This is a genomic window from Streptomyces sp. NPDC102402 (genome assembly GCF_044765765.1).
GTDB lineage: Bacteria > Actinomycetota > Actinomycetes > Streptomycetales > Streptomycetaceae > Streptomyces.
On record NZ_JBIWKR010000007.1, the window covers coordinates 293392 to 316938 of the forward strand.

Below are 23547 nucleotides of genomic sequence, written 5' to 3' on the forward strand. Positions count from 1 at the left end.
GTGCGGCCGCGAGTCGGGGACTCCGGATGAAGCCGTCCGCGGAGGGCTGACGATGTCCCGGCGGAGCCGCGCGATCAGTGCACGGCGCACAGGGGAGGCGCCGTGGCGCCCGCTGTGGCCGGAGCTCGGGCGTCAGGAGACGCGGGGCGAAGCCGCAACGGGGGAGGCCCAGCTCTCGGGCAGCCAGGTCAGGCCGGGCGGAAGACCGTCGCCCCGGTCCCGCGGGCCTGTCCGAGCCCGACGACTGCCGGAGCGCTCACGACCGGAGTCGTGGTCGTGATGAGCACTGGAAAGGTGACGGTAGGAACATTCTGTTCACAGCGGCTCTCCCGGTCGAATCGGCAGCCGCTCGGCGGGCCACCGTGGGGGGCCGACCGAGCCGTCAGGTGCACGGCCGGCCCCGGTTTCAGGGGATCTCGTACGAACGTCTCTTGCCGGCGAAATGTCTATTCCAGCTCTTTCGGGACAACCGCCGCCGCGTCCCACGGCGAGTAATTTCGGTGTCCGGCGACGAGCGCTCGTGAAGCGTTTCAGCCAACAAAGGGGAAACTATTGCCTCCCACGGCTTCCGGTCAACCCTCAGGCAGCACATACCTAAAGGAAATCTCACAGCCATCGACGCGGCCCCTTTCTCCGAACAAAAGCGATCTGAAATTTCAATTGAAACGCTTTTACGAGACCACCTCTTTATCAGCGCAATGGATGGAGGCCATCCACAGGACGAATGCCGGATGGCTCGAAGAGTCCTGGAACAGCAGAGCCCGGCGCGTGCGGGCACGCGCCGGGCTTGCTGCAGCTGATGTGTGAAGGGCTGTGTCAGGCAACCTGTGCGGCGAGTTCCGCCGTGTCGAGGACATGTTCGCCCGGCCCCAGGGCGACCGGCGTGCAGCCGGGCAGTTCCGCGGTTGCCTCACAGCCCTCCGGTACGACGATGTCGGCGGTCAGCCCCGTGGCGGTCTGCTCCCAGGAGATCGACACCGTTCCGTAGGGGCTCTCGTGCCGGGTGCGGGCCGATGTGATGCCGCCGCCGGGACGCGGTCGGAAGGTGATCTTCCGGTATCCGGGGGCTGTGGCGGTGATGCCGCCGACCACTCGGTGGAGCCAGTCGGCGACGGCTCCGAGAGCGTAGTGGTTGAACGACGTCATGCCCCCGGGGTTGAGGGAGCCGTCGGGCCGGAGACTGTCCCAGCGTTCCCAGATCGTCGTGGCGCCCATGGTCACGGTGTACAGCCAGGATGGGCATTCGGTCTGCAGGAGCAGACGGTAGGCGACGTCGAGGTGCCCGGTGTCGGTGAGCGCGTCACAGATCAGCGGGGTGCCCACGAAGCCGGTGGCGATGCGGGCGTCGTCCTCGACGACCAGCTCGGCCAGGCGGTCTCCGGCCCGCTGCCTCTGCCGCGTGGCGAGCAGGCCGAAGGCGAGTGCGAGGGCGTAGGCGGTGGGGCTGTCGCTCGTGATGCGGCCCGAAGGAAGGACGTACCGGCGGCGGAAGGCTTCAGCCACCTCGTCGGCGAGTGCCCTGTATCGCTCGGCGTCCGCGTCGATTCCCAGTGCGGCGGCCGCCAGCGCGAGGTGGCGGGCGGAGTGGGCGAAGTAGGCCGTGGCGACGAGGTAGCGGTCGGTGCTGCCCGCGGCCGGGTCGTCGGGCGGTGCGGCGGGGTCGAGCCAGTCCCCCAGCTGGAAGCCGGTGTCCCACAGCCGGGTCGGGCCGGCGAGGCCCTCGACGAGGTCGACCCACTTCTTGGCCATCGGGTAGTGGCGGCGGAGGAGGTCGAGGTCTCCGAAGCGCTGGTGGAGAGCCCACGGGGTGAGCGTGGCGACGTCCCCCCAGGCGGCCCCCGGGTGGATCGGCGTCCACATGGGCTCGCCCGGGATGACGGGCACGTACCAGGGGATGGTGCCGTCGGGCAGCTGCTCGAGACCGACGTCGGTGAGCCAGGAGTCGAGCATGCCCACACAGTCGTAGAGGAAGCCGGCGGTGGGTGCGAAGACCTGTATGTCGCCGGTCCAGCCGAGGCGTTCGTCGCGCTGGGGGCAGTCGGTGGGAATGTCGACGAAGTTGCCGCGCATGCTCCATACGACGTTCTCGTGCAGGCGGTTGACCAGCGGGTCGCTGCACTCGAACCAGCCGGTTCGACGCATGTCCGTGTGGTACACCCGGGCAGTCGCCATGTCGGCGGTCAGGTCCGGCGCCCAGCCGCTGACCTCGGCGTAGCGGAAGCCGTGGAGGGTGAAGCGGGGTTCCCAGGTGAGCGGGCCCCGGCCGGAGAGGGTCAGGGTGTCGGTGGCGTACGCCTCGCGCAGTGGCCGCGTGGCGAGTTCACCGTCCTCCAGGACCTCGGCGTGCCGGAGGGTGACGGCGGTGCCGGCCGGGCCGTCGAGCGTGACACGGAGGCGGCCGACGAGGTTCTGGCCGAAGTCGATCAGGTGGCGGTCGTCGCCGGTACGGGTCACCGCGACCGGTGCGATCTCCTCGGTGCAGCGCACCGGTGGACCCGTCGGGGCGACGAGGGTGCCGAGGTCACGGCTGTTGACGCGTACCGGTGTCCAATCCCCCGCGCCCTGGCCGGCGGGGGTGGCCCAGCCGGGGTCGTGCAGCCGGGCGTCGAACGTCTCGCCCTCGTACAGGCCGCTGGTCAGGATCGGTCCGGGTGCGGCGCTCCAGGTGCCGTCCGTGGCGACCGAGACGGTGGTGCCGTCCTCGTACGTCACCTCGAGCTGGGCGATGAGGGACTGGTCGGTGCCGTAGATGTTGCGGGTGCCGCCGTCGAAGCCGTACTTGCCGCGGTACCAGCCGTCACCGAGCCAGGCGCCGATGGTGTTGGCGCCTTCGGCGAGATGGCCGGTGACGTCGTGGGTGCGGTAGCGCAGACGGTGCGGGTAGACCGTCCAGCCAGGAGCGAGGGTCTCGTCGCCGACCCGGCGCCCGTTGATCTCCGCCTCGTACAGGCCGTGCGCCGTGATGTAGAGGCGGGCGCGCGTGACGGGCCCGTCGAGACGGAAGTCCTTGCGGACGCGCGCCGGACGACGGCCGGCTTCCGGGTCCTCGTCCCAGGCCGCACCGACCGGGACCGCGTGCCAGTCGGACGCGTCGAGCAGGCCCGCCTCGACCACACTCGGCCCACTCCAGTCCGAGGGGGCGTCGGAGTCCGCCGTCCAGACGCGGACACGGGCGGTCACGCGTTCGCGGGAGGCCAGTGGTGCGCCGGGCCAGGCGACGAGCACCTGGTCCCGGCCGGCGACACGGCCGGTGCGGTCGGCCCGTCCGGCGCGGGTGAGTTCGACTTCGTACGCCTCCTGGGAACCTCCGCCCTTCGGCAGCGTCCACGTCAGTCGGGGGGAGGGCACGCCGATGCCGAGACCATCCGGGAGATGTTCGAAGGAGACCGGGGAGGGCTGAGGGGGGAGCAAGGAAAGCCTTTCGTCACGTGCACGGGAGCGGGCCGACGGGGTTCAGGGCGTGGCTCAGCCCTTGACCGCTCCCGAGGTCAGGCCCTTCATGACCTTCTGGTTGAGGAAGAGGTAGATCAGGAGGGTGCCGAAGACGTTGATGCAGATGGCGGCGAACAGCGGCCCGTACCGGGTGGCGCCGAAGTCACCGGTGAAGTTGAGCAGGCCGACCTGGATGGTGCGCAGGTCCTGGTTGTTGGTGAAGGTCAGCGCGATGAGCAGGTCGTTCCAGATGAAGAAGAACTGCACCAGGCCGACCGTGAGCAGGGCGTTGCGGACCAGGGGCACGCTGATGGTCCAGAAGGCGCGCAGGATGCCGGCACCGTCGATGGTGGCGGCCTCGAAGAGTTCGCGGGGGACGGTGCGGTAGTACGTGGCCATCATGAAGACGGTCAGCGGCAGGCCGGTGCCGGTGTAGGTGAGGATCAGCGGCCACAGGGTCCCGGACAGACCGGCCTGGAAGTACACCGTGAACAGCGGCAGGAGGATCATCTGCGGGGGCACCATCATGCCCGCCAGGAAGACCAGCAGGGTGAGACTGCGGCCCTTCCACACCATGACCTGCAGGGCGAATCCCGCGGCCGTGCCCAGGAGCAGCATGAGCGCCAGCGCGGGCAGGACGGCGAGCAGGCTGTTCTGGACGTAGAGCCCCAGGTTGCCGGTGGTCCAGGCCTCGGAGTAGTTGCCCCACTCCCAGGTCGTCGGCAGGCTCCAGGTGGAGTTGTTCAGGTAGTCGTCGTTGGACTTCAGGGACGTCAGGAACATCCAGATCAGCGGGTAGATCTCGACGACCAGCAGCAGCGTGACGACGGCCTTCACCCACAGCCGGCGCGGTGCCCTGGGCCTGCGGTCCGGTCCGGCGTTTCCGGACGGCCCTCGGCTCCAGCGGCCTGCGGAGGTCTTCACAGGTGTGTCGATGGCCATGTGTTCAGCCCTCCGTGAGGTCGCGCTGCGAGACGCGGTAGACGACCAGGCTCACCAGCAGGCACACGACCGTCAGCAGCAGTGCGACGGTGCTGCCGTAGCCGTAGTCGCTGTAGGTGAACGACGTCTGGAACATGTACAGGGTCAACGGGGTGGTGCCGTTGCCGGGGCCGCCGTTGGTGAGGGCGACGACGGAGTCGAAGACCTTCAGGGTGCCGTTGATGCTGAAGATGAGCGACGACATCAGCACCGGCAGGGACAGCGGGAGCACGATGTGCCGGATCAGCCGCAGCCCCGAGGCCCCGTCCAGGCGGGCCGATTCGAGGACCTCGTCGGGGATGTCCACCAGGCCGGCGAAGAGCAGCACGGCGTAGAAGCCCATGGAACGCCAGATGTCCATGACGATCAGCACCCAGAACGCGCTCCCCGCGCTGCCGAAGAAATCTATGGAATCGAGCCCGACCGCGTTGAGGAGCGAATTGACCGGCCCTGTCTGCGGGGCGACCTGGAAGAACTTCTGGAAGAGCAGACCCACCGCGACCGTGGGCAGCACGACGGGGAAGAAGGCCAGGGTACGGATGAGAGCGGAGGACTTCTTGAGGAAGAACACGTACAGCAGGGCCAGCAGATAGCCGGCGATGACCTGTCCCACCGTGACGATGGCAGCGTATTTGAGAGTGAACCAGAGGGCTTCACGAACAGCTGGGTCATCGAACAGGCGGGAGAAGTTGGCTACTCCGTTTCCGGTGAAGCCGTCGATGGTGTTGCCCTTGGTGAAGGAATAGCCGAGCGACCACACGATCGGGACCAGCATGATCAGCGAATAGACCAGAAGGGCGGGACCGAGAAGGATTGCGATGGCCCTGCGGTCACCGAGTACGCGGTGCATGGATGGTGTCCACTTCGTTTCCGTTGAAGAGACCTGTCGGAACGGAACCGGGGGCGGCGCACGCGTACGGCGCGAGGAGACCGATGGGCCGCCCCCGGTCGGTCACTGGGCGGCCAGCGCGTCCTGGACGGTCTGCATGAACTGCTCGGGCTGCATGCTCCCGGCCACCAGGCCGGCGGCGTTGGTCTGGCTCACCGTGGTGGCCTTGGTGCTGAACAGGGCCTCGAACCACAGGACGTTCTGCTTGGACGTGCTGATGGTGTCGCGGACCTGAGTGGTGACCTCGTTTGCGTCCTTCACCTCGGTGTTCACCTTGAAGCCGGAGATCGAGCCGTGGTCCTTGAGCGCGGTGCTGCCATAGTTCTTGGCGATGCAGGACGCCCAGGCGCCGGTCTTCTTGTCGAAGGACTTCGCGCCGAGGGTGATGCCGAGGCCGACGTTGGAGGGGTACTGGTCGATGGAGCCCTTGCCACCGGCGACAGCGGGGAAGGGCATGAAGCCGACGTTCTCCGCGCCGACCTTGTTCTGCTTCGCGTCGGAGACGTTGGCCAGTGCCCAGCTGCCCATGTAGAACATGGCCGCCTTGCCGTTGAGGAACTGGTTCATCGCGGTGTCGTAGTCGATCGAACCGACCCCCTTTCCGAAGTACCCCTTCTTGCCGAGGGCCGCGACCTCCTCCGCGGCCTTCACGTACTCCGGGTCGGTGAGCTTCGCCTTGCCGTCGGCCACCTTCTGGAGAGCGTCGGGGCCCAGGCTGCGGTAGAGGTAGGTGCTCACCAGGCGGGTGATCGGCCACCCCTGCTGACCGGAGGCGGAGAAGGGCTGGATGTCCTTGGCGGCCAGCTTCGCCGCACCGGCCACCAGTTCGTCCCAGGTACCGGGCACGGCTATGCCGCTCTCCTGGAAGAGCTTCTTGTTGTAGAAGATGCCCTCGATGTTGTACTCGTACGGCAGCACCTCGACCTTGCCGCCGTACAGCGCCTTGATCGTGGAGACGGCGGCAGGCTCCAGCTGGTCGAGGACACCGAGGGACTCGAGCTCCTTCTCCAGGTCGGCGACCTTGCCCGACTTCTCCAACTGCTGCGTCAACGCGGGGGCGTTGCCCGCGGCGAACTGCACCGGCAGGGCGTCCTGACCGGCCAGCAGCTGCAGCTTCTGGTCCAGGCTCGCCTGCGGGACGGTCTCCACCTTCAGCGGCAGGTCGTCGTTCGCCGCCTTGCACGCACCCTTGGACATGGTGGTCAGGGCGGTCTTGACGGTGGTGTTCTCGGTGACGCTCAGGTAGCTGAACTCCTTGGGCGCGGCGGAGGATCCGGCGCCGCCACCGCCGCAGGCGGTGGTGAGCAGTGCCAGTGAAGCGGTGCCGGCCGTGAACAGGCTCAGACGCGCACGACGGACGCGGGGCATGCGAAGGGACACGGAGGACTCCCGGAGGTCTTTGAGAGAGGGGCGGGGAACGACGGGCGGCGCTGAGGAGGGCAGACGGGTCAGACCGCGCAGAAGGCTGTGTGTAACGTTCTCCACCACGAAGTGAGCAACACCCTGCACCGCACCGGTGGATCCGTCAAGACACGGAGCTGTAACACCAGGGCGCGGAAAGGTAGCCTTGTCGTCATCCAGGCGCCATCATGTAGACCGTTGCACCAACGCCTAGGAGATCCGGAGTACTGAGGATGGGCGGGTCCACCGCACCGAAGCAGAACAAGCGTGTGACCATCACCGACGTCGCGCGGCATGCGGGCGTGTCCGTCGCCGCGGTGTCCAAGGTGTTGCGCAACGCCTACGGGGTGAGCCCGGGCATGCAGCAGAGGGTGCGGGCCAGCATCGCCGAGCTGGACTACCGCCCACAGGCGGCTGCCCGCGGCATGCGTGGGCGGACGTACACGATCGGCGTGCTGCTGGACAACGTCCGCAACGCCTTCTTCGCCGACATCCTCGACGGCATCCAGGAGGAGCTCCGCACCAGCGAGTACACGGTGCTGATCGGCGCGGCCGGCTTCGACCCGGACGAGCAGGCGAAGACGATCCGTTCGATGGTCGACCGCCAGATGGACGGCTTGGTCCTCATCGCGCCGGGGACCTCGCGTGCCGAGGTGCTGGCGACGGCGGCGGCCACTCCGACCGTGGTCATCGGCCATCACGACGGCACCGACATCCACGACTCGGTGGTCGACGCCGACGACACCGGCGCCGAGCTGGTGGTGGACCATCTCGTGGCGCTCGGCCACCGGGACATCGCCCTGGTCTCCGCCCCGGGCACCAAGGCCAACCAGTGGAGACGCACGCCGGAGGTCGTCCTCGCCGACGGCTACCGAGCCGCCATGGAACGCCACGGCCTCGCCGAGCGCGTACGCGTCCACCACGCCGCGTACTCCGACGACGGCGGCTTCAAGGCAGGCTTGACCCTGCTGACCGCCGAGCGGCGGCCGACCGCCGTCATGACCGGCGCCGACGTCGCCGCCCTGGGCATCTACCGGGCGGCCCACGAGCTCGGGCTGCGCATCCCGGACGACGTCTCGCTCGTCGGTTACAACAACACCGCCCTCGCCGCACTGGCCCCCGTCCAGCTCACCAGCGTCGACCAGGCCGGGCACACCATGGGCTCCTCCGCCGCCCGCATGCTCATCGAGCGCGTGGAGGGACGACGCGACAGGGCGATGCAGACCTCCATGACACCGCGCCTGGTGGTGCGCGGCAGCACCGCCGCCCTGAACGGCGGTCAGGCCGTGGCCGGAAGCGGGCCTGCCGCGCACTCTCCGATGTGACGTGACCCGAGGACCGTGCAGAGGATCCTGATGACCCATGAGAAGGCCGCACGCCGCAGAGTGGGCATGAAGGATGTCGCGCTCGAGGCCGACGTCTCCCTCGGCACCGTTTCCAACGCGCTCAACCGCCCGGAACTCGTCGCCGGGCCCACACTGGCCCGAGTGCTGGCGGTGATCGACTCGTTGGGCTACGTGAGGACGGAAGGAGCCCGGCAACTGCACGGCTGGGCGGCCCGGATCCTCGCGGTTCTCGTGCCGGATCTGACTCACCCGTTCTCCGCCGCCCTGGCCACAGGCGTGGAACAGGCCGCCCGCGAGGCCGGCCTCGGTGTGATGGTCTGCACCGGCACCCGCGGCCGGGAGGAGGAGGCGCACCACCTCTCCCTGATCACCTCGCACCGGATCCGCGGCGCCGTACTGACCTCTGGCGAGGCCGCCGGGCGCACGGCGGCCGCCTTCCACCGGCACGCTGTTCCCTACGTCGTCGCCGACCGGTGCGGCCCCCGGCCCGGCGCCTGCTCCGTCGGCATCGACGATGTGGCGGGCGGGCACGCCGCGGTGCGCCACCTGATCGACCAGGGGCACCGCTCCATCGCCTACGTCAGCGGTCCCGGCCTCCAGCAGGTACGGGACCGCCGCACGGGAGCCGTCGACGCCGTCACCCAGGCCGGACTCGCGCGCACGGCCCTCAGAGAGGTCACGTGCGCGGACCTCACCGTGAGCGCGGGCAAGGACGCGGGGCACCGCATCCTCGGGCTCCCCCACCGCCCCTCCGCCGTCTTCTGCGCCGACGACCTGCTTGCCCTGGGTGTGCTCCAGGCTCTGTACGAGGCTGGGCTGAGGGTGCCGGAGGATCTCGCGGTGGTCGGCTACGACGACATCGAGTACGCCGCGTCCGCCGTCGTCCCCCTCACCTCGGTGCGACGGCCTGCCGTGGCGATGGGGCGGCAGGCCGGCCGTCTGCTCGTCGAGGAGACGACCTGCGGCGCCGGCCACGAACACGCCCACGTCGTACTGCGGCCGGAACTGGTCGTGCGCCGGTCGACCCTGGCCGTGCCGGCGCGGTGAGCCGGGGCGGTCAGGGCTGTTCAGGAGCATGATGACGCAGCTCCCGCCGCGTCGTACGGCGTGTGAAGGGCAGCAGTGCGGCCGAGACCAGCAGGGTGACAAGTCCGAGCAGTCCGACGGCCGATGCCAGGTCGCCCAGGACCTCCTTGCCCCCCAGGAGGATCAGTGGGCAGAGGAACTCACCGAAGAAGAACGCCGCCGTCCACAGTCCGGTACCGCGCCCTCGGTCGGCGAAGTCGAGCCGGGACATCGCCAGCGTCAGCAACGAGGGCAGGAGCAGTCCCGTCCCGACGCAGTTCAGCACGGCGCCCGCGATCAGCAGGGGGAGGCTCTCGGCGGTTCCCATGACGACGAAGCCTGCGGCACACAAGAGGAAGAGTGCCGGCAGCCGGCGTCGCGGCCGGTCGGTGAGCCGGGTGAAGACGACCGAGCCGACGACGGTGGCGGCGCTGGCGATCGCCGTGACCGCTCCGATGACGCCGGTGGAATCCACACCCAAGTCGTCGAGGAGGTAGGACATCTCCACGGGGACGGCGTAGAAGACGACCGCGCCGAACACGGTCAGCAGGCACAGGCCGGCCATCCGGCGCACCGGAAAGGGCCGCCTCCCCGGCTCGGCGCGCTCCTCCCCCGCCCCGCGCGCGGCGCCGGGCTCCGGAGCCGGCAGTACCCGGGCCATGACCGGGGCCAGCAGCAGACCCACCGCGTACAGCCAGAAGGGCGCACGCCAGCTGACCGCTCCCAGGGCGCCTCCGAACACGAAGAAGACGGTGGCGGATGCCGACGCGCACATCGTCTGCAGGGCCAGATAGCGGTCACGGACCTTGCCGGTGTAGTAGTCGCCGATCAGGGTGGTGCAACAGGTCATGACGGCGGCTTCCGCGATCCCCAGCAGCACGCGGCTGACCACGATGCCGGGCAGGGAGTCCAGCCACAGCGGCACCGTCCCGAACAGCGTGTACAGGACCGTCGCCACGACCAACAGTCGTTTGCGGCCGAGCCGATCGACGATGACACCCGCGAACGGGGCGAGGAGAGCCAGTGACAGCGCGGGGACCGTCAGCACCAGCGGGACCAGCGCCTCGCTGCCCGGTACACCCTCGAAGTGGTCCTGCATGCGTGGCAGGACCGGGGCGAGCAGCACCGCGCCGAGGATGGGCAGACAACTGCCGGCCATCAGCAGAGCGGCCGGCAGCCTCCCCGTCACAGCCGGGTGGTCATCGCGCTCACTGACAGGCGGGTCAGCAGAAACCGGCATGGCGGTACTCCAGGATGCGAGGCGGGAAGGCCGCGCCGTGAAGCGAGCGAGTCCGATGGCCGGAGATCGCTGCGTATGGGCGCGTGATTGCCCTGACTATGCGGTCCGGGCGCCGCGCTGCCCACCCCCCGCGCGATCCGGGTTCCGGATGGCGTCGATCCACGCCGTGGATGGTGCGGCGTTTCCCGGCCAGGCTTCGCCGGTGGCCACAGGGACGCGCATGCGTCAGTCCGCGGCGGACGGTGCCCCGGGCACGTCCGCCATGCGCCTGCCCACCCGGGCAGTCGTCTCACGCAGCCAGATGTGGGCCGCGTCGTGCGTGTGCACCGGGTGCCACCACATCGCCTCCCGCAGTGGAACCGCTTCGTAGGGCGGCTGCACCACGTGCACCGCGGCCAGCGGCGCGAGGAGCCGGGCGAGGCGCTCCTGGATCAGGGCGATGCGCCGGGTGCCCGCCACCAGCAGCGGAAGCAGCTGGAAGCTGTCGACGGACACTTCCACGCGCGGCTCGATGCCCAGCATGCCGAGCTGGCGCACGGCGGGGGCGTCGTAGGTCCGTTGGTAGGTGACCCACGGCAACCGCCCCAGGTCGTTCCGGGTGAGCCGGTCTTCCACGCTCGGATGGTCGTCCGCGACGAGGAAGACCCATCTGTCCTCGTAGAGGTCGGTGGCGGGGAAGTCACTGATGACGCCGTGCGGCATGAGCAGGCCGTCGGTGGTGCTCAGCAGTGTGGCCGTGTCGTCGACCACGGTGGGCGGGGTCTGGACGAAGCGCAGCCGGATGCCGGGCGCCTCCTCGTGGACGACCCGGGCGAGCTCGGCGCCGAACACGGCGACCGCGTAGTCGGATGCCACGAGCTTGAACTCGCGCTTCTCACTGCCCGGATCGAAGTCGGCCTGGCTCGCGAAGAGGCGTTCCATCACTTCGTAGGCGGTGGAAGTGCGGAGCAGGAGAACCTGCCCGAGAGCGGTGAGTTCGTAGTGGCCGCCGACACGGGCGAGCAGGTCGTCACCGAAGTGGCGGCGCAGCCTGGCCAGAGAGGCGCTCATGGCGGGCTGGCTGAGCCCGACGCGCTCCCCGGCGCGGGTGACGTTGCGTTCCTCCAGCAGGGCACGCAGGGCGACGACGAGGTTGAGGTCGAGGCGGGCCAGATTCACGAGTTTTCCCTTTGCGGTAAGGCGCTGACCAGGCAGGAATAAACACGGTGGATGACAGTCATCCACAGAATTGATTTCCGTGATCCCGGGTGCTGGGTCCAGATTAGTCACATCGCAATCAGGAGGACATGTTCGTGAAATCTGCATCCTCGTCCGCGCTGTTCGCCGGGCCGTTCGCTCTGGCCACGCTCTCGGCACCGGACGGCCCGGCCTTCCCGGCGCTCGTGACGGCGGACGCCCAGGCGGTCGACCTGCGTACCGCCTTCGGTGACGAGTCCCTGTCCGTCCGGAGGCTCCTGGAGAACTGGGACACGGCCGCGGGGCGGCTCACGGCGCTGGCCGGCGACAGCGAGCTGGAGCGACGGCCACTGGCGGACTTCCGGGTGCACGCACCGGTCGAGCCGCGGCAGGTGTTCCAGTCCGGGGCCAACTACCGGCAGCACGTGATCGACCTGCATGTCGCGCACCGGGCGCCGGGCGACGACCGCTCGGAGGAGGAACGGCGCGCGGAGGCCGCGGAGATCATGGACCGCAGGGCGGACGAGGACCTGCCCTACGTCTTCATCGGCCTGCCGAGCGCGGTCACCGGCCCCTACGACGACGTCGTGCTCCCGTCCTGGGCCGCGAAGCCCGACTGGGAGCTGGAGCTCGTGGCCGTCATCGGACGGCCGGCTCACCGGGTGTCCGTGGAGGACGCCCTCGGCCACGTCGCCGGCTACACGATCGCCAACGACCTGACCGACCGTGCGACCGTGTTCCGCCGGGACATGCCGCAGATCGGCACCGACTGGCTGCGCAGCAAGAACGCACCCGGATTCACCCCGCTCGGCCCCTGGATCGTGCCGGCCGAGTCGGTCGCGGACACCGGCGACCTGCGCCTCGTGCTGAAGCTGAACGGCGAGACGATGCAGGACGAGTCCACCAAGGACATGATCTTCGACGTCGCGCGCATGGTGTCCTACGCCTCGCAGACCGCAGAGCTCCTGCCCGGTGACCTGGTACTGACCGGCTCCCCGGCCGGCAACGGCATGCACTGGGGACGGCTGCTGCGCGACGGCGACGTCATGGACGGCTCCATCACCGGCCTCGGCGCCCAGCGCACCCGTTGTGTCGCGGAGGCGTCATGACCCTCGACCGCACCGATCCCGAGGGCTCGATAGCCGAGGCCGTGAAGGCGTACTCCAACTGGGGACGCTGGGGTGAGGACGACGTGCTGGGCACCCTCAACTTCCTGGACGAGTCGAAGCGTCGCGAGGCCGCCGCGCTCATCCGCCGGGGCGCCAGCTTCTCGCTCGCCCAGAGCTTCGACATGAACGGCCCCCAGAACGGCTGGCGCCGCCGCACCAATCCGGTCCACACCATGCTGGACACCGGCACCGACGCCGCACTCGGCCTGCAGGGTTTCCCGCACGGGCTCGGCGGGGCCGACGACGTCATCGCGATGCCGTTGCAGTGCTCGACCCAGTGGGACGGGCTCGGCCACATCTTCGACCACGGCAAGACGTGGAACGGCCGGGACGCGGCGAAGACCGTCACCTCCGAGGGCGACCTGGTCACCGGCATCGAGCACATGGCCCCGCACGTCGCCGGTCGCGGTGTGCTCCTGGACGTCGGCCGCACGATCGGTGAGGACGGTGAGCTGCCCGACGGATTCGCGATCACCGAGGAACACCTGACGGCCACCGCCGAAGCCCAGGGCGTGGCTGTCGGCCGCGGGGACATCGTGCTGGTCCGTACCGGCCGGCTCGCCCGTGCCCGCCGCGAGGGCTGGGGCGAGTACGCGGGCGGGCCCGCCCCCGGCCTCTCCTTCACCACCGCCGGCTGGCTGCACGGAACCGAGATCGCCGCGATCGCCACCGACACCTGGGGCTTCGAGGTGCGGCCCAACGAGTTCGACATCGCCTTCCAGCCGCTGCACCAGGTCGCCATCCCCAACATCGGCCTGCTCATCGGGGAGATGTGGGACCTGGACGCCCTCGCCGAGGACTGCGCGGCCGACGGCGCGTACGCGTTCTGGCTCACCGCCGCGCCCCTTCCCATCACCGGTGCGGTCGGCTCCCCCATCAACCCGATCGCCGTGAAATAGCTTGAGGAACAAGGGAGTTCCCCTCATGAACGAAGCTCGTAAGGTCCTGGTGATCGGTGGCGGCGCCGCCGGGAACGCCGTGACGCTCCTGCTCCGGCGAGCCGGTGTCGACGTGCACCTGATCGAGGCCAAGGCCGACTGGAACGCCACCGCCGGCTCCGGCATCACCCTCCAGGGCAACGCCCTCCGTGTGCTGCGCGAGCTGGGCGTGTGGGAGCAGGTCGAGGCATCCGGCTTCGGCTTCGGGTCGGTGGGCATCACCGCTCCTGACGGGACCGTCCTGCACGCGCAGGACGACATCCGCAGCGGCGGCGACGACCTCCCCGCCACCGTCGGCATGCAGCGGCCGCAGCTCCAGCGCATCCTGATCGAGGCCGTACGCGCGAGCGGCGCGGCCGTCAGCCTGGGGGTCACCGCCGAGATCGTGGAGCAGGGCGCCGACGGCGTCTCCGTCCGCCTCAGCGACGGCTCCGAGGGGCGCTACGACCTGGTGATCGCCGCCGACGGCCTCGGCTCCACCACCCGGGCCGCCATCGGCATCACGGCGAAGCCCGAACCGACCGGCATGGCCATCTGGCGCGTCGCCGCCCCCCGGCCGACAGGCGTGGAGCGGACCGACCTCGCCTACGGGGGCCCGGCCTTCATCGCCGGCTACTGCCCCACCAGCGACAGCACGCTCTACGCGTACGTCGTCGAGGCCAACCGCGACCGCGCGTCGATCCCCCCGGAGTCGTACGCCGAGGAGATGCGACGCCTGGCCTCCGCCTACGGCGGCAACTGGCCGGAGATCACCGCGCACATCACCGACCCCGCGCAGGTCAACTACACCTGGTTCGACCGCATGCTGGTCGAGGGATCATGGCATCGCGGCCGGGTCGTCCTCGTCGGCGACGCCGCCCACTGCTGCCCGCCCACCCTCGCGCAGGGCGCCGCCCTGTCCCTGGAGGACGCATGGGTCCTCGCGCAGCTCCTGACCGGGTCCGGCACCTGGGACGACGCCCTCTTCCAGCAGTACTACGAACGACGGATCGCCAGGGTCCGGCCGGTGGTGGAGGCGTCCGTCCAGATCGGGCAGTGGCAGCTCGACGGCGTACGCGACGCAGACGTGCCCGGCCTGATGGGCCGCACCATGACGATGCTCCGGGAGCTGCCGTGACCGCCCGCCCGTCGCCCCGCCCCTCGTCGAGCGCTTCCGCACGCCCCTCCCTCACCGTGGACGTGCACGCGCACGTCCTGCTCCCCGAGGTCGAGGCACTCGTGGCAGGCCTGCCCGGCCACGACGCGGCAAAAGCCCTGGACGCCCGACGCAACGGCGCCGAGGCTCTCGCCGTGAGCGGCCCCATGGTGGGTGAGCGCATCCCGCGACTGACCGACGTCACCGTGCGCCTCGCGGCGATGGACCGGCAGGGCGTCGGCGTACAGCTGGTCAGCCCGTCCCCCTCGCACTACCACTACTGGGCCGACGAGGCGACCGCCGAGAAGGTGTACCGGCTGGCCAACGAGGCCACCGCGGCTCACTGCGCGGCGGCCCCGAAGCGGCTGCGGGGGCTCGGACTCATACCGCTCCAGCACCCGGATCTGGCAGTCGAAGCCCTCGACAACGCCTTGGGGCACGGGCTTCTGGGCGTGGAGATCTCCAGCCACGCACCGGGCCGTGAACTCTCCGACCCCGCGTACGAGCCCCTGTGGGCCCGGGCGGAGGAAAGCGGCGCGGTGCTCTTCCTGCATCCCTTCGGGTGCACGCTCGACGAGCGCCTGGACCGCTGGTACCTGTCCAACACCGTCGGCCAGCCCACCGAGAACGCCGTCGCCCTCTCCCACCTCATCTTCTCGGGTGTCCTGGACCGCCACCCGGCGCTGAAGCTGATCGCCGCACACGGCGGGGGCTACCTGCCCACCCACATCGGCCGGTCCGACCACGCCTGGACCGCCCGCCCGGACGCCGGTGCCGGCTGCGCCCACCTGCCCAGCAGCTACCTCAGGCGGCTCTACTTCGACTCACTCGTCCACGATCCGCACGTCCTGCGCGAGCTGGTCAGGGTCGCCGGTCCCGATCGTGTCCTGCTCGGTTCCGACTTCCCCTTCGACATGGGCTCCGACGATCCCGTCGCCGCCCTGCGCGCTGCCCGGCTGTCCGAGGCGGATCTCGAAGCCGTACGCGGCCGCAACGCCTCAGCCCTGCTCGACCTGCCCTTTGCCTGAGGAGGAACCCACCATGAGCGCACGTCTGCTCACCCACCTGCGCCACGTCGATCTGGCAGTGCCGGACTACGACAGGCAACTCGACTTCTACGCCGGTGTCTGGGGCCTCACCAAGGTCACCGAGGACTCCGGAATCTCCTTCCTGGCCGCCGAGGGCTCCCCCGAGCAGTACGTCGTGCGGCTGCGCAAGGCCGAGGAGAAGCGGCTCGACCTCGTCTCCTACGGAGCCGCGAACCCCGCCGACGTGGACACCCTCGCCGAACGGCTCCTGGCCGGCGGCGTCCAGCTGATCTCACAGCCCGGCAGCGTGGACACCCCGGGCGGCGGCTACGGATTCCGCTTCTTCGACGTCGACGGCCGCACCATCGAGGTCTCCGCCGACGTCCAGGTCAGGCAGCACCGGAAGATCGAGGAGAAGGAGGCCATCCCGGTCAAGCTCTCCCACGTCGTCCTCAACTCCCCCGATCTGAACCGCACCCGTCAGTGGTACGAGCGCCACCTCGGCTTCGCCCTCTCCGACACACTGTCCTCGCCGCACATGGGTGAGGTCATGCACTTCATGCGGATCAGCAACCAGCACCACTCCATGGCCATCGCCCAGGGCCCGCACACCGCCCTGCACCACGTCTCCTTCGAGATGCGGGGCATCGACGAGTACATGCGCGGCTCCGGCCGGGTCATGCGGGCCGGCTTCCGCAAGATCTGGGGGCCCGGACGGCACATGGCGGGCGACAACACCTTCACCTACTTCCTCGACCCGCACGGCAACACCGTCGAGTACACGACGGAGCTGGAGAACCTCGACGAGGACACCTGGCACCCGCACGTCTACGACTTCTCCAGGCCGGAGGTCACCGACCAGTGGGGCACGGCCAACGCGATGAACGAGATCGTCGCCAAGGAGTCCTTCAACGACCCCGACCGCGGTGTGTTCATCGCCCCGCCCGTCTGAGCCCCGCCCGTCTGAACCGCACCCGTCTGAACCCCGCCCGTCTGATTCCCTCGCGTCACTCCGGGGGTACGGCGGCGTGCGGACCCGCTCCGGCCCACGCCGCCGCCCCGGTCCCGCGCGGCTCCCCGGACCGCGGGTGAGCAGCCGCTGCCCGTGCCGCCGGCCGGGCGGCGGCTGCCGCGGCCGCGTCACCGTGGGCACGGCCTCATGCGCGGCCCCCTTCACCGCCCCTCCCCACCAGGAGCCGAACCATGCGTTTCGCCGCTTACGAGCATCAGCACCGCCACCGCGTAGCCGTCGTGGAGGAGGACGGCACGCTGTTCCCCCTGCCGGGCGTCTCCTCGCTCACCGCGCTTCTGACGGAGACCGGCGGTCTGCCGGGGCTCCTCGCCGCGGGTGCCGCGGCACTCGACGTGCCGCCGGGGCCCCATGTCTCCCAGGTGCGCTTGCTTCCCCCGCTTCAGCCCTCCTCCATACGCGACTTCGTCACGTTCGAGGAACACGTCGAAGGCGTGCGCCGGTCCGTGGACGGTGTCGCGGGCGTGCCCGAGCAGTGGTACGCGGCGCCGACCTTCTACTTCACCAACCCGCACGCGGTCTACGGCCCTGATCAGGGTGTGCCCGTACCGCCCGGTGCGAACGTCCTGGACTTCGAACTCGAGGTGGGAGCAGTCATCGGCCGCGAGGGCCGCGACCTCACCCCGGAACGGGCCCGTGACCACATCGTCGGATACACCGTCTTCAACGACTGGTCCGCCCGTGACCTCCAGTCGGCGGAGATGAAGGTGGGTCTGGGTCCCTGCAAGGGCAAGGACACGGCGACCACCCTCGGCCCCTACCTGGTCACCGCGGACGAACTGGAGCCCTACCGCGACTCCGAAGGGTTCCTGCGGCTGGCACTCACCGCCGAAATCAACGGGGAGGCCGTCGGCGAGGACCTCCTGTCCAACATGAGCTGGACCTTCGAGGAGATGACCGCCTACGCCTCCCGCGGCACCCGGGTCGTAGCGGGTGACGTACTCGGCTCCGGCACGTGCGGCAACGGCGGCTGCCTCGCGGAGCTCTGGGGCCGGCGCGGCGAGCAGACCCCGCCCCCCTTGCGGCCGGGTGACACCGTCAGCCTGACCGTCGAGGGCCTGGGCACACTCACCAACACCGTCGTTCCCGGTGCCGAGCCGCTCCCCCTGCCGGCCGGCCGGCGCCGTGACCGGCAGCGGCCGTGACCGGCCCGCGTCCGGTGGGACTGCACGGCAAGGTGGTCGTCGTCACCGGCGCGGCCCGTGGTCAGGGCGCAGCCGAGGCAGTCGCCCTTGCCCAGGAGGGCGCCCACGTCATCGCGACCGATGCCGAACCCGTGGAGGGGTGCCGCAGGCTGGACGTCACCAGCGAGCAGGACTGGGCCGGACTCGCCGCCGAGCTGCGGGAGACGTACGGGCAGGTGCACGGCCTGGTCAACAACGCCGGCATCACCTGGCGTGCCCGCGTCGGCGACGTGCGCCCCGAGGACATGGCCCGTGTCCACGCGGTCAACGTCACCGGCCCTCTCCTGGGCATCCAGCACCTCATGCCCCTGATGCTCCCGGGCTCCTCCATCGTGAACGTCGGCTCGTCCGCCGCCCTCACCGCTCACTACCCGGTCGCGTACACGACCAGCAAGTGGGCGCTGCGGGGCCTTTCGAAGACGGCGGCGCTGGAGCTCGGCCCCCGCGGCATCCGCGTCAACACGATCCATCCCGGCTACATCGAGACCGAGATGACCGCCTCCGCCGCCCCGGCCTTCCGCGAGACCAACATCTGCGAAACCCCGCTGGGGCGCACCGGAAGCGTCGACGAGGTGGCTCCGCTGGTGGTCTTCCTGATGTCCGACCGGTCGTCGTTCATCACCGGGGCCGAGATACCCGTCGACGGTGGCCTCACCGCGCACGGCGGCGTCAAGTCCGTCTCCGACGCCCTGCGCCCCGAGGCCGCGGAGTGAACGGCGTCGGGGCGCATTCCGCCGGCCCCCTTGCAGAGAAGGAGACACGCACGTGAACAAAGTCAGCGGCAGCGCCGCCGAAGCGGTCGTCGACATCCCCTCCGGTGCCTCTCTCGCCGTCGGCGGGTTCGGACTCTCCGGAGTTCCTGACGTCCTCATCGGCGCCCTGTACGAGCAGGGGGCGGCCGCACTGGAGGTCGTCTCCAACAACTGCGGTGTGGACGGCCGCGGTTTGGGCGTCCTGCTCGCCGCGGGGCGCATCGCCCGGGTCACCGGCTCCTACGTGGGCGAGAACAAGGAGTTCGCGCGTCAGTACCTCGGCGGAGAGCTGGAGGTGGAGCTGACCCCGCAGGGCACGCTCGCCGAGCGTCTGCGGGCCGGCGGCGCGGGCATACCCGCCTTCTACACTCCGGCCGGCGTGGGCACCCAGGTGGCGGAGGGCGGCCTGCCGTGGCGCTACGAGGCTGGGGGAGGCTCGGTCGCCGTGGCCTCACCACCCAAGGAGACCCGGGACTTCTCGGGACGGCCGTACGTCCTGGAGCACGGCATCACCACCGACTTCGCCCTCGTCCGGGCCTGGCGCGGCGACCGGCACGGCAACCTCGTCTTCCGCCGTGCCGCCGCGAACTTCAACCCGCTCGCCGCCATGGCCGGCCGCGTCACCGTCGCAGAGGTCGAGGAGCTCGTCGAACCCGGCGAGCTGGCACCCGACGAGGTCCACCTGCCCGGCGTCTACGTGCAGAGAATCGTGCAACTCACCCCCGGACAAGCCGCTGACAAACGTATCGAGAACTGGACGGTGAGCATCTGATGCCCTGGACCCGTGAGCAGATGGCCTCCCGCGCAGCCCAAGAGCTTGCCGACGGCTCCTACGTCAACCTGGGTATCGGCCTCCCCACCCTCATACCCGGCTGCCTTCCGCCCGGTGTCGACGTCGTGCTGCACTCGGAGAACGGCATCCTCGGCACCGGCCCCTACCCCACCGAGGACGAGGTCGACCCGGATCTCATCAACGCCGGGAAGGAGACCGTCACCGCCCTGCCCGGCGCCTCCTTCTTCGACTCCGCACTCTCCTTCGGCATGATCCGCGGCGGCCACATCGACACCGCCGTCCTCGGCGCCATGCAGGTCTCCGCCGCCGGGGACCTCGCCAACTGGATGATCCCCGGCAAGATGGTGAAGGGCATGGGCGGCGCCATGGACCTGGTCCACGGCGCCCGCCGTGTCGTCGTCCTCATGGAACACACCGCCAGGGACGGCAGCCCCAAGATCGTGCAGGAGTGCACTCTGCCGCTCACCGGCCGGCGGTGCGTGCACCGCGTCATCACCGACCTCGGCGTACTGGACGTCACCGCTCACGGCCTCGCCCTCGTCGAGACGGCCCCGGGTGTCACCTTCGCGGACATCACGGCGCACACCGACGCTCCCGTGTACGGGGACAGCCACACGGCCGCGTGTTGAGCGCACGTACCCACGGGCGCCCTTCCGCCTGAGCCGTCTCCGCTCGACCGTTGACACCGGAGCAGCACTCCCGCAATATGATCCGTACACCAACGATTGGCGTACTGATCATTACGGGCGCTCCTCGTCGCCTGCCATCGGTGTCCTCCACTTCCCTGTCAAGGAGGCCAAATGTCCGTGACCTCTGTTCCACTCCGCATCGCCGTGGTCGGCGGCGGCATCGGCGGTCTGGCCGCGGCCCTGTCCACCGCCCGCGCCGGTCACCACGTGACCCTGGTGGAACGCGCCGCCCGGTTCGGGGAGATCGGCGCAGGCCTGCAGCTCGCTCCGAACGCCTCACAGGCCCTCGAAGAACTGGGGGTGCTCGACGCGGTCCAGCGCACCGCGGTCGCCCCGCCCGCGCTCGTGATGATGGATGCCCTGAGCGGAGACCAGGTCACCTCGCTCGATCTCCGCGGCCCGGCGTACACCGAGCGCTTCGGCCACCCCTACCTGGTCACGCACCGCACGGACCTGCATGCCGCGCTCCTCGCCGCCTGCCAGGAACACCCCGCCATCACGCTGCGCACCGGGCACACCGTCACGCACGCCGAACAGGACGACTCCGCGGTCCGCCTGCGTTTCGCCGAGACCTCGACGGAACTGCGGGCCGACGCGGTCGTGGCGGCGGACGGTCTGCACTCGCGCCTGCGCCAGGCCCTGGTCGGGGACGGCGAACCTGTCTGCTCACGCTACGTGGCGTTCCGCGGCACCCTTCCCGCGGACAGGATGACCGGCCGGATGTCACAGCACGCCGCGTCGGACGCGGTGATGGTCTGGGCGGGGCCGCGCATGCACCTGGTGCAGTACCCGGTACGGCGCGGCGAGCTCTACAACCAGGTCGCGGTGTTCGAGAGCGACCACTACACACCGGACTCCGACGCCTGGGGCACCGAGGCCGAACTCGAGGAACGCTTCGCGGGAAGCTGCCAGGCCGTGCGGGACGCCCTGCCCCTGATAGCGCGGGACCGGCGCTGGCCGCTGTTCGACCGTCTCCCCATCGACAACTGGGTGCACGGCCGGATCGCGCTCCTCGGCGACGCCGCGCATCCGATGCTGCAGTACCTCGCTCAAGGCGCCTGTCAGGCACTCGAAGACGCAGTCGCCCTCGGAGGGGCTCTCGGCCGGTTCACCGACCCTGCCGACGCCTTCGCGGCCTATGCCGACCAGCGCCGCGAGCGCGCGGCCCGGATCCAGACCGGAGCCCGCCGCTTCGGCGAGATCTGTCACCTGGAGGGCATGGGGGCCACCCTGCGCAACCAGCTCTTCGCGTCACGCGGGCCCGAGGACTTCGACGACGTGTCCTGGGTGTGGACGCCGTCCCGGGCCACCGTCCCCATCCCGTGATCCAGCAACCGCAGGAGGACACCATGACGACCGACGAACTCGCCTACGAGGCCCTGCCGGGCCTGGGCGCTGCGCCGCTCTGGCGCTTCTACGGGAACCTGTTCCCCGCCCGGCCGAAGAGCCGCGCCGTTCCCTACCGCTGGAGCTGGCAGGAACTGCGGCCTCTGCTGCTGCACTTCTCCCGGACCCTCTCGCTGGAAGAGGCCGAACGCCGGGTCCTCATGCTCGTCAACCCCGGTCTGACCGATCCCCCGGCCACCGTCAACACGCTCTACGCCGGCCTGCAGGTCATCCTGCCCGGCGAGACCGCCCAGGCCCACCGGCACACCTCCAACGCCTTCCGCTACATCCTGGAGGGCAGCGGCGCGTGGACGACGGTCGACGGGGAGCGCGTCTTCATGGCCCCGGGTGATCTGCTGCTCACCCCGGGATGGCACTGGCACGACCACACCCATGAGGGCGACGTGCCCATGATCTGGCTCGACGCCCTCGACTACCCGCTGGTGAACAGCCTGGAAGCCGGCTTCTACGAGAAGTTCCACCAGCGCCTCCAGCCCGTCACCCGAGCGGACGACGCGGGCAGCAGGCAGTTCCTCCACGGCAGGCTCAATCCCGTCTGGCTCTCGCAGGACGGGCCCCACTCCCCCGTCACCCGCTACACCTGGCAGGAGACCCAGCGGTCGCTGGAGGGTATCGCCGACACGGCCGAGGGAAGCGATGTCGACGGCATCGTCCTGGAGTACACCAACCCGTGGACGGGCGGCCCCGTCATGCCCACCATCGGCTGCCGCGTCCAGCGCCTGCGCCCCGGATTCCGGGGAGCAGGCCGCCGGCACACGGCCTCCACCATCTTCAACGTCGTCCGCGGTGAGGGCGCCACGATCGTGGACGGCGTACGACTGGACTGGGCCGAGCACGACACCTTCGCCGTGCCCGGCTGGGCCTCCTACCGCCATCTGAACGCGTCCGCCTCCGATGACGCGGTCCTGTTCTCGTACAGCGACGAGCCCGTCATGCGCTCCCTCGGCCTCTACCGCACCGAAGACGCCGACCCCGGCGCCTGATTCCCCACCCGACACTTCACAAGGAGGCAACGATGCGCCTGGCCCTGTTCGGCAAGGGACGCCTCGGAGTCATCGACGGCGACGACATCGTCGACGTGACCGAACAACTCACCGGAGCCCGCACCCCGGGTGCGGCCGGTGCGCTGCACCAGCACATCGAGACCGTCGCACGCGACGGGGCAGTACAGGTCGACCTCACCGGCTGCGCACGCGTGCCGCTCGTCGAAGCGGACCTCGAGGCCCCTCTGCCCCGGCCCGGAAAGGTCGTCGGCGCACCGGTCAACTACCTCGACCACAAGGCCGAGATGGCCTACACCACATCGGTCGCCGACCTCGGGGTCTTCCTCAAGGCCAACTCCTCCGTGATCGGCCCGGGCCAGGACATCGTCCTGCCCTACACCGACAGGCGCACCGACCAGGAAGGCGAACTGGGCGTCGTCATCGGACGCACCGCCAGCCATGTCGCCGCGGCCGACGCGCTGGACCACGTCTTCGGCTACACCTGCGTTCTGGACATCACCGTGCGCTCCGGCGAGGACCGCTCCACACGCAAGTCGTTCGACACGTTCACGCCGATCGGCCCCTGGATCGTCACCGCCGACGAGATCCCGGACCCCGACTCCCTCGGCCTGCGCTGCGACGTCGGCGGCGCCACCCGGCAGCGCACCAACACGGCCGACCTGATCTTCGGGGTGGCCGAGCTGATCGCCTACACCTCGTCCGTCATGACACTCCACCCCGGCGACGTGATCGCGACAGGCACGCCCGCCGGCGTGGGACCGCTCAGCCACGGGGACCGCGTCGTCCTGGAGATCGACCGGGTCGGCCGTCTCGAAGTGGGTGTCGACGGCTCCCTGGCCATCCCGTACGAGCAGCGCCCCGGACGGGACCGCTGACGGAAGGCCGCGC

The 23547-nt window shown here is 70.0% G+C and carries 20 protein-coding genes; 14 read left to right on the forward strand and 6 right to left on the reverse strand.

Going from position 1 to position 23547, the window contains the following annotated elements:
• Window positions 1-816 precede the first annotated feature (816 nt).
• The 4 genes from ACIRJR_RS22310 to ACIRJR_RS22325 form a co-directional block, all read right to left on the reverse strand.
• Window positions 817-3348 (reverse strand): family 78 glycoside hydrolase catalytic domain, encoded by a 2532-nt coding sequence (locus tag ACIRJR_RS22310; protein ID WP_403783471.1) that lies wholly within the window; start codon window positions 3346-3348, stop codon window positions 817-819.
• Window positions 3349-3465: 117 nt separating this feature from the next.
• On the reverse strand, window positions 3466-4374 hold the full coding sequence (locus tag ACIRJR_RS22315; RefSeq protein ID WP_403783473.1) for a carbohydrate ABC transporter permease: 909 nt from the start codon (window positions 4372-4374) through the stop codon (window positions 3466-3468).
• Between the two features lie 4 nt (window positions 4375-4378).
• The gene (locus tag ACIRJR_RS22320) at window positions 4379-5263 is read right to left on the reverse strand and encodes a carbohydrate ABC transporter permease (RefSeq protein WP_403783475.1); all 885 of its coding nucleotides are present in this window, start codon (window positions 5261-5263) and stop codon (window positions 4379-4381) included.
• A 102-nt stretch (window positions 5264-5365) separates the two neighbouring features.
• Window positions 5366-6682 carry an ABC transporter substrate-binding protein gene (locus ACIRJR_RS22325; RefSeq protein WP_403783477.1) on the reverse strand — a complete coding sequence of 439 codons (1317 nt, stop codon included), beginning with the start codon at window positions 6680-6682 and terminating at the stop codon, window positions 5366-5368.
• 290 nt (window positions 6683-6972) lie between these two features.
• Here ACIRJR_RS22325 and ACIRJR_RS22330 point away from each other — a divergent pair, with 290 nt between their 5' ends.
• On the forward strand, window positions 6973-8028 hold the full coding sequence (locus tag ACIRJR_RS22330; protein WP_403783479.1) for a LacI family DNA-binding transcriptional regulator: 1056 nt from the start codon (window positions 6973-6975) through the stop codon (window positions 8026-8028).
• Between the two features lie 30 nt (window positions 8029-8058).
• The gene (locus ACIRJR_RS22335; RefSeq protein ID WP_403783481.1) at window positions 8059-9096 is read left to right on the forward strand and encodes a LacI family DNA-binding transcriptional regulator; all 1038 of its coding nucleotides are present in this window, start codon (window positions 8059-8061) and stop codon (window positions 9094-9096) included.
• A gap of 10 nt (window positions 9097-9106) precedes the next feature.
• Here the strand turns inward: ACIRJR_RS22335 and ACIRJR_RS22340 are convergent, their stop codons facing one another.
• Both ACIRJR_RS22340 and ACIRJR_RS22345 read right to left on the reverse strand, forming a co-directional pair.
• Window positions 9107-10354: an MFS transporter gene (locus ACIRJR_RS22340; protein ID WP_403783483.1), complete on the reverse strand. Its 1248-nt coding sequence runs from the start codon at window positions 10352-10354 to the stop codon at window positions 9107-9109.
• Window positions 10355-10579: 225 nt separating this feature from the next.
• The gene (locus tag ACIRJR_RS22345; protein WP_403783485.1) at window positions 10580-11512 is read right to left on the reverse strand and encodes a LysR family transcriptional regulator; all 933 of its coding nucleotides are present in this window, start codon (window positions 11510-11512) and stop codon (window positions 10580-10582) included.
• A 128-nt stretch (window positions 11513-11640) separates the two neighbouring features.
• Between ACIRJR_RS22345 and ACIRJR_RS22350 the strand changes: the two genes are divergently transcribed.
• The 12 genes from ACIRJR_RS22350 (at window position 11641) to ACIRJR_RS22405 (ending at window position 23534) form a co-directional block, all read left to right on the forward strand.
• Window positions 11641-12639 (forward strand): fumarylacetoacetate hydrolase family protein, encoded by a 999-nt coding sequence (locus ACIRJR_RS22350; RefSeq protein ID WP_403783487.1) that lies wholly within the window; start codon window positions 11641-11643, stop codon window positions 12637-12639.
• A complete protein-coding gene (locus tag ACIRJR_RS22355; protein ID WP_403783489.1) occupies window positions 12636-13598 on the forward strand; it encodes a cyclase family protein in 963 nt (320 codons plus the stop codon). Before ACIRJR_RS22350 ends, ACIRJR_RS22355 begins: the two co-directional genes overlap by 4 nt.
• A 25-nt stretch (window positions 13599-13623) precedes the next feature.
• On the forward strand, window positions 13624-14754 hold the full coding sequence (locus tag ACIRJR_RS22360) for an FAD-dependent oxidoreductase (RefSeq protein ID WP_403783491.1): 1131 nt from the start codon (window positions 13624-13626) through the stop codon (window positions 14752-14754).
• Window positions 14751-15800, forward strand: coding sequence for an amidohydrolase family protein (locus ACIRJR_RS22365; RefSeq protein ID WP_403783493.1), 1050 nt, complete (start codon window positions 14751-14753; stop codon window positions 15798-15800). Before ACIRJR_RS22360 ends, ACIRJR_RS22365 begins: the two co-directional genes overlap by 4 nt.
• Window positions 15801-15813: 13 nt before the next feature.
• Entirely contained in the window at window positions 15814-16752 is a 939-nt protein-coding gene (locus ACIRJR_RS22370; protein WP_403783495.1) for a VOC family protein, read from the forward strand.
• Window positions 16753-17003: 251 nt separating this feature from the next.
• Window positions 17004-17975: a fumarylacetoacetate hydrolase family protein gene (locus ACIRJR_RS22375; protein WP_403783497.1), complete on the forward strand. Its 972-nt coding sequence runs from the start codon at window positions 17004-17006 to the stop codon at window positions 17973-17975.
• Window positions 17972-18727, forward strand: coding sequence for an SDR family NAD(P)-dependent oxidoreductase (locus ACIRJR_RS22380; RefSeq protein ID WP_403783499.1), 756 nt, complete (start codon window positions 17972-17974; stop codon window positions 18725-18727). The genes ACIRJR_RS22375 and ACIRJR_RS22380 overlap by 4 nt, the downstream gene beginning before the upstream one ends.
• A 52-nt stretch (window positions 18728-18779) precedes the next feature.
• Window positions 18780-19538: a CoA transferase subunit A gene (locus tag ACIRJR_RS22385; protein WP_403783501.1), complete on the forward strand. Its 759-nt coding sequence runs from the start codon at window positions 18780-18782 to the stop codon at window positions 19536-19538.
• On the forward strand, window positions 19538-20188 hold the full coding sequence (locus ACIRJR_RS22390) for a CoA transferase subunit B (protein WP_403783503.1): 651 nt from the start codon (window positions 19538-19540) through the stop codon (window positions 20186-20188). Before ACIRJR_RS22385 ends, ACIRJR_RS22390 begins: the two co-directional genes overlap by 1 nt.
• 177 nt (window positions 20189-20365) lie before the next feature.
• Window positions 20366-21574, forward strand: coding sequence for an FAD-dependent monooxygenase (locus ACIRJR_RS22395; protein ID WP_403783505.1), 1209 nt, complete (start codon window positions 20366-20368; stop codon window positions 21572-21574).
• Between the two features lie 23 nt (window positions 21575-21597).
• Window positions 21598-22638, forward strand: coding sequence for a cupin domain-containing protein (locus tag ACIRJR_RS22400; protein ID WP_403783507.1), 1041 nt, complete (start codon window positions 21598-21600; stop codon window positions 22636-22638).
• Window positions 22639-22670: 32 nt separating this feature from the next.
• Window positions 22671-23534, forward strand: a complete 864-nt coding sequence (locus ACIRJR_RS22405; protein WP_403783509.1) for a fumarylacetoacetate hydrolase family protein — start codon at window positions 22671-22673, stop codon at window positions 23532-23534.
• Window positions 23535-23547 lie beyond the last annotated feature (13 nt).